The 10,037-nt window shown below is 41.3% G+C and carries 16 protein-coding genes; 7 read left to right on the top strand and 9 right to left on the bottom strand.

Translation table 11 applies throughout. From position 1 onward, the window contains the following. Positions 1 to 126 precede the first annotated feature (126 nt). Both porT and ubiE read right to left on the bottom strand, forming a co-directional pair. The gene (gene porT, locus BLQ81_RS09095; RefSeq protein WP_092729644.1) at positions 127 to 927 is read right to left on the bottom strand and encodes a type IX secretion/gliding motility protein PorT/SprT; all 801 of its coding nucleotides are present in this window, start codon (positions 925 to 927) and stop codon (positions 127 to 129) included. Beyond that, on the bottom strand, positions 876 to 1,598 hold the full coding sequence (ubiE, locus tag BLQ81_RS09090) for a bifunctional demethylmenaquinone methyltransferase/2-methoxy-6-polyprenyl-1,4-benzoquinol methylase UbiE (protein WP_092729643.1): 723 nt from the start codon (positions 1,596 to 1,598) through the stop codon (positions 876 to 878). Before ubiE ends, porT begins: the two co-directional genes overlap by 52 nt. 122 nt (positions 1,599 to 1,720) lie before the next feature. Between ubiE and yihA the strand changes: the two genes are divergently transcribed. The 3 genes from yihA to BLQ81_RS09075 are packed head-to-tail and all read left to right on the top strand — an operon-like array spanning position 1,721 to position 3,169. Next, entirely contained in the window at positions 1,721 to 2,332 is a 612-nt protein-coding gene (gene yihA / locus BLQ81_RS09085) for a ribosome biogenesis GTP-binding protein YihA/YsxC (protein ID WP_092729642.1), read from the top strand. 40 nt (positions 2,333 to 2,372) lie between these two features. After that, positions 2,373 to 2,825 (top strand): DUF5606 family protein, encoded by a 453-nt coding sequence (locus BLQ81_RS09080; protein ID WP_092729641.1) that lies wholly within the window; start codon positions 2,373 to 2,375, stop codon positions 2,823 to 2,825. Between the two features lie 38 nt (positions 2,826 to 2,863). After that, positions 2,864 to 3,169: a hypothetical protein gene (locus tag BLQ81_RS09075; RefSeq protein WP_092729640.1), complete on the top strand. Its 306-nt coding sequence runs from the start codon at positions 2,864 to 2,866 to the stop codon at positions 3,167 to 3,169. Position 3,170: 1 nt separating this feature from the next. On the opposite strand, the gene BLQ81_RS23095 is transcribed toward BLQ81_RS09075, so the two are convergent. Continuing rightward, entirely contained in the window at positions 3,171 to 3,479 is a 309-nt protein-coding gene (locus BLQ81_RS23095; protein ID WP_092729639.1) for a type II toxin-antitoxin system RelE/ParE family toxin, read from the bottom strand. Position 3,480: 1 nt separating this feature from the next. Continuing rightward, positions 3,481 to 3,696 (bottom strand): hypothetical protein, encoded by a 216-nt coding sequence (locus BLQ81_RS09065; RefSeq protein WP_092729638.1) that lies wholly within the window; start codon positions 3,694 to 3,696, stop codon positions 3,481 to 3,483. 123 nt (positions 3,697 to 3,819) lie between these two features. Here BLQ81_RS09065 and BLQ81_RS09060 point away from each other — a divergent pair, with 123 nt between their 5' ends. Further along, positions 3,820 to 4,944 carry a sugar phosphate isomerase/epimerase family protein gene (locus BLQ81_RS09060; protein WP_092729637.1) on the top strand — a complete coding sequence of 375 codons (1,125 nt, stop codon included), beginning with the start codon at positions 3,820 to 3,822 and terminating at the stop codon, positions 4,942 to 4,944. Between the two features lie 160 nt (positions 4,945 to 5,104). Here the strand turns inward: BLQ81_RS09060 and BLQ81_RS09055 are convergent, their stop codons facing one another. The 4 genes from BLQ81_RS09055 to BLQ81_RS09030 all read right to left on the bottom strand — a co-directional run bounded on the left by BLQ81_RS09055 (position 5,105) and on the right by BLQ81_RS09030 (position 7,869). Further along, positions 5,105 to 5,623, bottom strand: a complete 519-nt coding sequence (locus tag BLQ81_RS09055) for a hypothetical protein (RefSeq protein ID WP_139183601.1) — start codon at positions 5,621 to 5,623, stop codon at positions 5,105 to 5,107. 386 nt (positions 5,624 to 6,009) lie between these two features. After that, positions 6,010 to 6,441 carry a hypothetical protein gene (locus tag BLQ81_RS09045; protein ID WP_092729634.1) on the bottom strand — a complete coding sequence of 144 codons (432 nt, stop codon included), beginning with the start codon at positions 6,439 to 6,441 and terminating at the stop codon, positions 6,010 to 6,012. 271 nt (positions 6,442 to 6,712) lie between these two features. Continuing rightward, positions 6,713 to 6,970, bottom strand: coding sequence for an HTH domain-containing protein (locus BLQ81_RS09035; RefSeq protein ID WP_092729632.1), 258 nt, complete (start codon positions 6,968 to 6,970; stop codon positions 6,713 to 6,715). Further along, entirely contained in the window at positions 6,958 to 7,869 is a 912-nt protein-coding gene (locus BLQ81_RS09030; RefSeq protein ID WP_092729631.1) for an ATP-binding cassette domain-containing protein, read from the bottom strand. The genes BLQ81_RS09035 and BLQ81_RS09030 overlap by 13 nt, the downstream gene beginning before the upstream one ends. 213 nt (positions 7,870 to 8,082) lie before the next feature. Here BLQ81_RS09030 and BLQ81_RS09025 point away from each other — a divergent pair, with 213 nt between their 5' ends. The 3 genes from BLQ81_RS09025 to BLQ81_RS22940 all read left to right on the top strand — a co-directional run bounded on the left by BLQ81_RS09025 (position 8,083) and on the right by BLQ81_RS22940 (position 9,602). Beyond that, positions 8,083 to 8,346, top strand: coding sequence for a hypothetical protein (locus BLQ81_RS09025; RefSeq protein ID WP_317042025.1), 264 nt, complete (start codon positions 8,083 to 8,085; stop codon positions 8,344 to 8,346). 139 nt (positions 8,347 to 8,485) lie between these two features. After that, a complete protein-coding gene (locus BLQ81_RS09020; protein ID WP_092729630.1) occupies positions 8,486 to 9,376 on the top strand; it encodes a Fic family protein in 891 nt (296 codons plus the stop codon). Between the two features lie 91 nt (positions 9,377 to 9,467). Next, positions 9,468 to 9,602, top strand: coding sequence for a hypothetical protein (locus BLQ81_RS22940; protein WP_262481048.1), 135 nt, complete (start codon positions 9,468 to 9,470; stop codon positions 9,600 to 9,602). A 130-nt stretch (positions 9,603 to 9,732) separates the two neighbouring features. Here BLQ81_RS22940 and BLQ81_RS09015 read toward each other — a convergent pair. Next, positions 9,733 to 10,037, bottom strand: a 305-nt coding sequence (locus BLQ81_RS09015; RefSeq protein WP_139183600.1) for a transposase, incomplete at its 5' end; no start/stop codon positions are given.

The following is a 10,037-nucleotide window of genomic DNA, read 5'->3' as shown; positions in this document are numbered from 1 at the left end:
AAGAAAACTTGATGGCCGAGTTAAAATAGGAATAAACTTCTGCTTTGCTACCAAGCTTGACCCAAAGGGCACTGATTCAGCCCAAGAATTTACGGAAACAATTTCGGGTGGGATTTCCGACCGGAATTATTGAAAATTAAAGTAAATGGTGATTCCTTTACGTTTGACCGAAGAAATCACATCGCGGATTTCCGCAGGCGTTTTTTCAGGATAATAAATATTGTTCAAGCCATGCGAAAACCTGATTTCGGGTGCTAACTTGAAATACTTAAAATAAATCTCAAAGCCCATTCCCATCTCAAGGGTGAAGTCCTGACCTCTAGTTACGATCGGATCCAAGTTGGCCTCATCCTGACCTTTTGTCCTAAACTGATAGCTTCCTCCTCCGATAAAATACATCCGTGTATTGTTGAAGCGCTGGGAACGATACTTGAACAAGAGCGGAAGCTCAACCATTGTCACCTCATTGATCAACTCTTCAGTGCGATAGCCTAGATAATTGCCCGGATTGTTGTCATTCCCAGGCACATTCTGGGTGGGAGGCACAAAATAATTTACATCTGTCCGATACTCGTAAAATGAAATCTTAGGCATGAAAAGCAGGTTTACCTGATCATGAAATTTCAAAATACCAATAAAGCCGAGGGAAAATCCCGGAGTATATTTGGGAAAAATGGAGTGCACTTGGTTATTCGCAGCATTGGTTGGGTCAAAAAATGCCTCCGAATATTTGATCTGGTAAGTGGCAGTATGCCCCGCAAGGAAAAAGCCGTAAGACAACACTTTGTCATCTGAACCGGAGGTACTGGTCAAACCAAACAAGCCTTGCGCCTGGCCTGAAGAACTAAATCCTAAAAATAGCAGAATCAGGAATCCTATTTTTGACCTATATAGATGGAACTGATTCCGAATGTGAGTGGCTTGCATACTGTGCTGTGAAATCCTACTTTTTTCAATACTGCCAGAAAATCCTCTCCATCCGGAAAGGCCTGAACTGATTCGGGAAGATAAGTATAGGCAGAATTGTCTCTGGATACTAGTTTACCGACCTGCGGAAGGATCTTATTGGAATAAAACGAATAGGCCTGCTTCATGGGAAAGCCCTTGGGTTTACTGAATTCCAAAATTACTGTTTTCCCTCCCGGTCTAAGAACCCGGTACATGTCTGCCAATCCTTTCTCCAGATTCTCAAAGTTTCTGACACCAAAAGAAACGATGACCGCATCAAACTTATTATCCTCAAACAATAATCCTTCCGAATCTCCAAGATGCATCTCGATTTTATCCTGAAGCCCTCGCTTGATTATTTTTTTTCTCCCTTCAGCGAGCATCCCTTCAGAAATATCCACTCCGATAATTTTTTCAGGATTCAGGACAAGAGCCTCAATAGCAAAATCACCGGTACCTGTGGCAATATCTAAAATCAACTTAGGCTGATCCTTTTTGAGGTATTTGATCGCTTTCTTTCTCCAGATGATATCAATCCCCAAACTTAGCACATGATTGAGCAAATCATATTTAGGGCTGATGTTGTTGAACATCTCAGCTACCTGATCTTTTTTGGAGTCTTGTTTGTCTTTATATGGAACTACTGACATCAGAAATCTTCGTTGAGGGTACAATAATACTACACAAACCCGAGGAATCGAAAATTGTTGACAGGTATGACTCCAAAGTGCTTTTGAAATAAAAACGTATTTTTGCAGCGAACAGAAAAGTCATGATCAAAAAAGCAGAATTTGTTGTCAGCAACACCGACCCTACCAAGTGCCCAAAACCAGATCGGGCAGAAATTGCATTCATCGGTAGATCCAATGTAGGCAAAAGCTCCTTGATCAATATGCTGACCGGAGTCAAAGAACTTGCAAAAACCTCCCAAAAACCCGGAAAAACCCAATTGGTCAATCATTTCATGATCAATGACCGTTGGTATCTGGTCGATTTACCAGGCTATGGATTTGCCAAAGTCAGCAAGGATCGCAAGGTAAAATGGGAGAAAATGATCAGTACTTACTTGACCAGCAGATCAAATCTCTGTGGGGTATTTGTGTTGATCGACAGCCGATTGGAACCTCAGACGATCGACTTGGAATTTGTGAATTGGTGCGGAGAGCAAAATGTCCCTTTTGTATTGGCTTTTACCAAAGCTGACAAGCAATCCAAATCACAGACCGACAAAAATGTGAAGGCATTTCTGAATAAAATGGAAGAGATCTTCGGAGAATACCCGGATTACTTTGTCACCTCTGCAGAAAAGCAAGGTGGAAAAGACGAAGTACTGAAGTTCCTCGACGAATTGGTCGCTGAATACGAATCCGAGCGGACAAATTGATTGATAGTTCTATATTTGCAGCCTGAAAAAATAACAACTAATGAATTTCAAAGACATCGCCACTGTAGCCGGTAAGCCGGGTTTGTATAAAATTTTGAAGCCGACTCGCTCGGGAGTAGTATTGGAATCTATGGACGAGAAAAAAGCCAAGCTGATTGCCGGCATGGCTCAACGGGTTTCTGTCCTTAGCGACATTTCCATTTATACCTTGACTGAAGAAGGTGCGGAGCCTTTGGAATCTGTAATGAAAAAGATCGAAGCCGAATACCAAGGCGATTTGGGCTTGGATTCCAATGCTGATGATAGCGAGTTACGGGCATTTTTGAAATCCGTACTTCCCGAATTTGATACTGCAAGAGTTTATACTTCAGATATCAAGAAGCTGGTGTCTTGGTACAAACTCATTCGAACTGTTGCTCCCGAAGTTTTGCAGGAAAGCACCGCAGAAGAAAAGGAAAGCAAATCTGAAGAATCCGAAGAAAAAGAAGCATAATTCATTGGCCCCAAACGGGGCTTTTTCATTTTAAACCAATGAGCCAAACCCTTCCGGAAGAAACCTTCAGTATGATCACCAAAGACTTTCAGCTTCCTGAAATCAAGGAAGATTTTTCTGAGGTAAAGGCCTTGGCTGTCCTAACTAAAGCAATTAGCCAGCTGATGGACAGAAATCTGGAACGACTGCTTCAAGTCTGCTATCGGATCGATTTGGCTGAAAATAAACTGAAACAAATCCTCCATGAATCTGAGCCTGACTCTGTGGCTGCCGATTTGGCAAAAGCGCTTTGGGAGCGACAAAAGCAAAAAGTAGAGATCAGGAGAAGGTATTCTGAGGGGTAGGTTATCTAGTGGGATCGTTTATTTTTTCAGGATTTTGTCTGGTATCAAACAAGTCAGTAATAAAAATTGACTCGCCTTGGATCAGGTAAATAATCTTGAAATTACCTGAGAGTATATATCGATGATCCAACCCTATTTCCTCCAAAAATGGCTCAATTTGACCCACTTTAGATTGTTGCTCAAGCAACTTTGTTTTGAAAAAGATTTGAGCCTTTATTCTTTTTGCGACTTTTTCGCTCGCATTTTTTCTATAAAAATGATAGACTTCTTTTAAGCTTTGCTTAGCAAAATCAGTCCAATAAACCTTCATTTTACCAACTTTCAGATTCTTTTTCTAAATCATCTTGGTTCTGATATTTTCCGGAAACAATATTTTCGGATGCCAAATCAGCTCTATTTAAAAGCTCACTTTTCGTTAGCCGATACGGTTTGGCTTTCAAATAAGCTTCTAAAAAATCAATGGATTCCTCATCTTCAATCGAAATAAGGCTTTTAATAAGTTCAAGTTTCCGGTTTTGAATATTCATTTTTCACAATATTAGCTTCCTAAATATAATGGAATTAAACCCATTAGAAAAGTTAACCACTAATCCCAATCTCATTTTTTCAATCCTCACCTTTCCCTATTTTTAACCCAAACCCAATAAACCATGGCAAACCCAATTTGGATCATGACTTCGGCATTTGACCAATTGAATTTGGATCAAACTATCGAAAAAGCGACAGAAATCGGCGTGCAGGGACTGGATCTCTGTGTCTTCAGAAAGGATGGAACGCGGGATGATTTTGTCGCCACCCATCTGGACTATGAAAGCTTCGGCCCGGATCAGGCCAAAGCCTTGATTGAGAAATTCAATGGCGCGCAGCTTCGGCTTTCTATCGGGGCTTTCGAAAACCTTATCGGTGGAGACCCAATGCACCGGCTCAAAAATCAAAATCATCTGCTCAAGCTGATCCGAATGGCTTATCTTCTCGGTGGAGATGAAAATGATGTCAAAGTCGGAACCTTTGTCGGATACAACCACGAACTGGGCAATGAAGAAGGTGGCTTTGAAAAAAATCTACTGGAATACCAGCGGATCTTCGGCCCGATTATCCGCTATGCCAATGATCTCGGAGTGACAGTTCTCTATGAAAACTGCCCGATGGAAGGCTGGAGGAGTTCGGGATTCACCGGCACCTATAACAATCTGACAGGAGTTCTAGCCGCCAGAAAAATCATGTATGAACTCGTCCCAGAGAGAAATCACGGGGAAATCTACGATCCATCCCATGATGTCTGGCAGCACACCGATCCTGTGGAAGTCATCAAAAACACGGATATAAGCCGCTTAAAGCGAATTCACGTCAAATCGACCCGAAATAATCCTGATCCATTCTGGGGAAATATGTATCCCATGCAGCAAATCCCTGCGGAATGGGCCGAGAAGCTTCGCATCCACTCCAGCACCAATTCATGGGATCGGCATCAGTATGAAGCGACTTTGCCGGGTTTCGGATTGGGAGACTCGATGGATTGGAGAGCATTCTGTTCTATTCTTAAAGAAAGAGGATTCAGCGGCCCCTTCGAAATCGAAAATGAAGCCAAGCTCTCCAAGCAAACCGGAAAAATGGGAGCGATCGTACAAGGTTGTAAAGCAGCTGTCCAAAACTTAGCGCCATTGCTTTGGGAATTGACAGATGAAGGTTGGTGCTACCCAACTCGGGAACATCACCCCCTACAGGAGTTTGATAGGAAAGCCATTTCTCTGGTAACTATGGATGATATTTTATGAAAAAATAGATTCATTGATGAATCTATTTGTCACATTGAGCTGCTTGCCCTCCTTGATTTAAGGACCCTTCGTCCTTTCCAACTATTATTGATTAGGCCATCTCTAATGCTCGGGTCATTGCAGCGTGGCTAACTATTCCATCCATCCTTTTTATCAAATGTCATTGATAATTATAGCGGTAAAGAGCCTCTCTAGTAAGGTTTCTGGTTCTCCTTTCGTAATTACCTGAGAAAATATTGAGCCCAATTCCTGTTAAGGTCATTGGAATGAGAAGATTATTTTGACTGGAAGATTGTCGCTCAAATCCAACAGCAACAAACATAACACCGAATCCAAGGGCTGAATTAACAATATTGGTTACAGTACTTACTTTTTGCCTTTTCAGGACACGCTCAAATAACTGAAAGGCTTCATCATTAGCCTGAAAGCGTGATAATACTTGATGCTTTTGGAGGAGCATCGGGCCTTCGTAGAAGTCGATTTGTGGCCCTAGAAATTTATCACTTACATCCATACTCAAATAGGCATTTGTCCCTCCGGAGAAATGATAGGCATTGAAATCATTAAGCGTAAGTTGGATTCTTCTATCCGCATTTCGGATTAAGCTATTTCCGGTAAATTGCATAATACCACCTCCCAATGTTGCTAAATACCAAGGTAATAGCCGGTGTAATTTCATTGGTAAAAAGATAGGCTATCGAGCCGAGGTTTACCGCCAGTCCTGTGAGCATAATCCCAGCTCCCCAACTCTTTTTTCTGTGAATTGGCAGGAATTCAAAATCCTCGTATTGCATCGAATTTAGCAATGCTCTTACTTCTTTTGGATTTGTTTTTTCTCCATCTAGATAATAGGTAGTTTTATTGAAAAAGCATTCTTTGAATGTAATAATTGGCTGCTCTGAGTATTTTCTAGGGAAATAGGTATGGGAATTTTGACTTGTTTGAGCGTGGAGAGAGATAGAGATACTAGAACACAACAAACAGAAAAGTGAAAATGATTTTCTACTGATTGTCATCATTGGTAAAATGATTTGAACCTAAAATTGATTTCCCGAAACCTTACCATCATTTTCGCTTTAGCAAATATTTAGTATTTCCATTCGGATACCCAAAAACAAGTGTGTCTCCAGAGAAACCATATCGGATTTGTTGATTCCCTTGGCCTGTTTGAATCTCCAATACCCCATCACTTATTGACTTCCAAGAAAAGGTAGGTATTGATGCATAATCCAGGGGTTCATTTATACCATTACGTTTCATATCATCTCTCAAATAATTAGGATCAATCATAAATTGCCCACTTTTTGTAAAGGTTTCTATATATCCCTTGCCTGAAAATTCATTTTTAACCAATTTACCTTCTATATCTTTAGAAAAGAGAAGCTCCCATTTCCCAACAATTTTTAAGTCCAATTCTTTTTTTTGGGGAAAGCAATCATTATTAATGGAAAGAAAAATTGATAGAATTATTAAGAGAAAACTGATTTTGCTTTTCATTAGGTTTATTTTTTAAACAACAAACGGCGGTCAAAAATAATTTGACCGCCACAAAAATCACATACATGCAAAGAGCTTCATTGTATAGAAGCCTGCTCCAGCTGCGTGATACGAAAAATAATCACTAGAAGAGTCCAATTGGCCTATATGATACAATTGGGCAGTTGCATAAAACATCATCTCGGTGAATGAACAACCACCCTTTGTGGATTCCATTTGTTCGATACTTAATTCCTTCATAATCGTGTTGTTTTAAAGTTAGAAGTTTGATTTAGAATACCCAAACATAAATTCGAGTCACTGACATTTCATTACAGTCAGCAAATTTTTTTTGAAAAATATAGCTCTTAAATTCTTTGCAATAAATGATCTCTTCCTCCACCATTAAGCGGAGATCATCCATGATTCGATAGACCATTCTTTCCTTTACTCCAAGTCTATTCGCCAGTTCTCCCGGACTCCCCGTCTTCCTCTTTTCAATCAGCTCGATCAGTAGCTTGGTGCGCTCGTAGTACTTCAGACCTGCCATGATGTGTTGGGTTTAGGTTGGAGGATGTAGCGATAGGCTGCTGAGAAGGGGTTTTCTGTTGCCAGCAGTTGGGCTGGGGTTCCGGAAGCACTAATCTTTCCTTGCTCAAGAATTAAGATGCGATCAAGGGTACTTGCCAGCGTAGGTTGGTGGGTGATTAGCAGTAGCCCCGCGCCGGTTAGATGAAGGTAGTTTCGGATCAAGTCCATCACCGCCCGCTCCATGCGGTAGTCCATAGCGGCCGTGGCTTCATCGAGGATGAGAATCTTGGGTTGCTGGACAAGAGCCCGAACCAAGCCGACCAGTTGCCGCTGTCCCCCGGAGAGATTTCTTCCCTCTTCTCCGCAAAGGGTGAGTAGTCTTTGACTCAGGTCCTGAAAAAGTGGAAGACAGCCCATTGCCTGCATGAGGTTAACCTTGGCTTCGATTTCTTTAGGATCGCTGCTGAGGACGATATTGTCCAGAACGGTATTGTTAAATATCTTTTCTTTCTGATGGACTACGGCCAGTTGTGCCCGCCATTCGGATAAATTAGGATTTGGATTATCTAAGAATGGCAATTGGACTTCTCCTGATTCTGGAGTGTAGAATTTCTGGATCAGATCCACCAAGGTACTTTTCCCGGTTCCCACAGGAGCAAACAGTCCCAGACTTTCTCTGGGGTTTAGCTCGAAACTAATGTCTTTTAAGATCGGACTACGACCTGGATAGCGGAAGGCGAGATTTCGTACAGCTAAAAGAGTCGAAGAAGAGGAAATTATTGACTCGTCTTTTTGAGGATTCTCCTCCACAGGCAATCCCGCTACTTCATGCATCCGGTCAAAAGCCACCTTCGCTTCCTGTAGTTGGATATTGGCGACAACCAGTCCTGCTACTGCGGGAATAATCGAGCTCCCCACCTGAATCAGGGACAGAATCTCTTATATCCCGGTATATTTTTCAAAAAAAACCAATTACAAATTGGTTTGGATACGAGGGTGGAATTGCAAATTCCACCCAGTCCTAACTGACATTTCTACTCCCAGTTAGGGGGGCTCGGCCTAGTGGGGGAATTATAAATTCCCAAAAAATAAAAAAGCGTAGATCCAATCTACGCTTAGGGGAGATACTCCATGGACTGGAGAGCATTCTGTTCTATTCTTAAAGAAAGAGGATTCAGCGGCCCCTTCGAAATCGAAAATGAAGCCAAGCTCTCCAAGCAAACCGGGAAAATGGGCGCAATTGTCCAAGGTTGCAAAGCTGCTGTCCAAAACTTGGCTCCTTTGCTTTGGGAATTGACAGAGGAAGGCTGGACTTATCCCTCAGCAGAATACCACGCACTCTGGGAATTTAACAGAAAAGCTCCTTCAGAGGTTTCTATAGATACACTTCTATAAAAAGGAAACGCTCCGAAGCCAGAATATACAGGCAGCTATTCGTACCAGATTCAACTTTACCAAAGTCGGCGTTAGTACCAACTTATCGTGAAAAATCATATATTTATACATGTTTTCACGGTAAGTATGAAGTCGGAAAATGATTAACCAAACTACAAAAGATAGAATTGAGTCATTGTGCAACCAGTACATCAACTTAGCAAAGGGCAATGAGCCTTTGCTGAAGGAAATAGCCCTTGCCGAAATTCCTGAGATGGTTTACAACTCAAATGCCATCGAAAACTCCACACTTTCCTTAGAAGACACCGAAAAGATTTTATCGGGAGGTAGTTTAGAACGCAAAGTAACTATCCGAGAGGTCTACGAAGCCAAGAATTTGGCAAAAATCACAGAAACCTTATTAGAAAAAACCGAATCAAAACTCAGCGTCAAAATCATTTTAAATTTGCACAAAACCTTGCTCTCCGATATTGACGATAACATTGCAGGTCGTTTTCGAAGTGGTAAAGAATGGGTACGCGTGGGTAATCACTTGGGAGCAAATCCACAGTTTGTGGCAGCACTTGTGCAAGAGTTGGTGGATCAATACAATCAAAAAAAAATCCCCTATTTTTTGGATGCTATCGCACACTTTCACGCAGAGTTTGAAACCATTCACCCTTTTGTTGACGGCAATGGAAGAATGGGCAGAGTGCTTATCAACTTGCAGTTAATGAACATGGGTTTGCCGCCTATTATCATTCAAAATAAAAGCAAGCTCACCGAATATTACCCGCTATTTACCCAATACCAGTCAACATTGAAATTTGGAGGCTTTACCGGTTTATTGGCCTTGCTCTTGCAAGAAACTTTGCACAAACGAATAACCCTTCTGACGGCAAAAAAAATAATTCCGCTTTCCATATGGGCTTCGCAAAATGGCATCAAACCAAACGTCGCCGCTAATAAAGCCAAAAGGCAAACCATTCCTGCCTTTCGCCTCCGAGAAAAATGGATGATTGCTCAAGAATATAATCCAAGTGAAAATTGAAAATCAGGTTAGAATACATTGGAAAAAAATGGGCGCTATCGTACAAGGCTGAAAAGCTGCAGTTCAAAACCTAGCACCACTGCTTTGGGAATTGACTGACGAAGGCTGGACTTATCCAGTTTCGGAATATCATGAGCTTCAGGATTTGAGCAAAAAGGACATTCCAATGGTTACGATGGATGATATTTCTGACTTCGCTTATGAATCAGGACGAAATCCCTACTAATAGACAAAAAAAACGCTAATTATTTTACAACTAGCGTTTACATTTAAATCGATTGCAAAGTTGATCCGTCAAGTTCAAGAATCTTGAGATTTTTTATTGTCAATAAAAAATTTCTGGTTCTACCCTTAAGTTAGTGGGGATATAGGTCTAATCCACCGTTAAAGAATAAAATAGCACTTCTAAAGTTGGCGAATGTTCTATATCCTCTTCCCACTGTTTTAAGTTCTTGGATCTTACCATTAAGCCGTTCGGCCATGGCATTTGAGAGTCGCTGGGTTAAAGCGTTTAAAACGCCACTTATATGGTTTTTGAACATATCTACCACCTTATCTATTTCAGCGATCTTTCTGCCGTAGGCATTGGTTATCCATTTATATAAGGATGAAGTTGCAAACAGGTCGGATATACCGAAAAGGTCTTTGAAGTTTTCTCGAA

Origin of the sequence: Algoriphagus alkaliphilus (genome assembly GCF_900103735.1) — a bacterium.
Taxonomy (GTDB): domain Bacteria; phylum Bacteroidota; class Bacteroidia; order Cytophagales; family Cyclobacteriaceae; genus Algoriphagus; species Algoriphagus alkaliphilus.
The sequence above is the reverse complement of the archived record's forward strand: the minus strand, read 5'-3'. Positions and strand labels throughout refer to the sequence as shown.

What these genes read in the sequence shown, in the direction of transcription:
- porT (WP_092729644.1), bottom strand. Translation starts at nt 927, where the DNA reads ATGCAAGCCACTCACATTCGGAATCAGTTCCATCTATATAGGTCAAAA.
- ubiE (WP_092729643.1), bottom strand. Translation starts at nt 1,598, where the DNA reads ATGTCAGTAGTTCCATATAAAGACAAACAAGACTCCAAAAAAGATCAG.
- yihA (WP_092729642.1), top strand. Translation starts at nt 1,721, where the DNA reads ATGATCAAAAAAGCAGAATTTGTTGTCAGCAACACCGACCCTACCAAG.
- BLQ81_RS09080 (WP_092729641.1), top strand. Translation starts at nt 2,373, where the DNA reads ATGAATTTCAAAGACATCGCCACTGTAGCCGGTAAGCCGGGTTTGTAT.
- BLQ81_RS09075 (WP_092729640.1), top strand. Translation starts at nt 2,864, where the DNA reads ATGAGCCAAACCCTTCCGGAAGAAACCTTCAGTATGATCACCAAAGAC.
- BLQ81_RS23095 (WP_092729639.1), bottom strand. Translation starts at nt 3,479, where the DNA reads ATGAAGGTTTATTGGACTGATTTTGCTAAGCAAAGCTTAAAAGAAGTC.
- BLQ81_RS09065 (WP_092729638.1), bottom strand. Translation starts at nt 3,696, where the DNA reads ATGAATATTCAAAACCGGAAACTTGAACTTATTAAAAGCCTTATTTCG.
- BLQ81_RS09060 (WP_092729637.1), top strand. Translation starts at nt 3,820, where the DNA reads ATGGCAAACCCAATTTGGATCATGACTTCGGCATTTGACCAATTGAAT.
- BLQ81_RS09055 (WP_139183601.1), bottom strand. Translation starts at nt 5,623, where the DNA reads ATGAAATTACACCGGCTATTACCTTGGTATTTAGCAACATTGGGAGGT.
- BLQ81_RS09045 (WP_092729634.1), bottom strand. Translation starts at nt 6,441, where the DNA reads ATGAAAAGCAAAATCAGTTTTCTCTTAATAATTCTATCAATTTTTCTT.
- BLQ81_RS09035 (WP_092729632.1), bottom strand. Translation starts at nt 6,970, where the DNA reads ATGGCAGGTCTGAAGTACTACGAGCGCACCAAGCTACTGATCGAGCTG.
- BLQ81_RS09025 (WP_317042025.1), top strand. Translation starts at nt 8,083, where the DNA reads ATGGACTGGAGAGCATTCTGTTCTATTCTTAAAGAAAGAGGATTCAGC.
- BLQ81_RS09020 (WP_092729630.1), top strand. Translation starts at nt 8,486, where the DNA reads ATGATTAACCAAACTACAAAAGATAGAATTGAGTCATTGTGCAACCAG.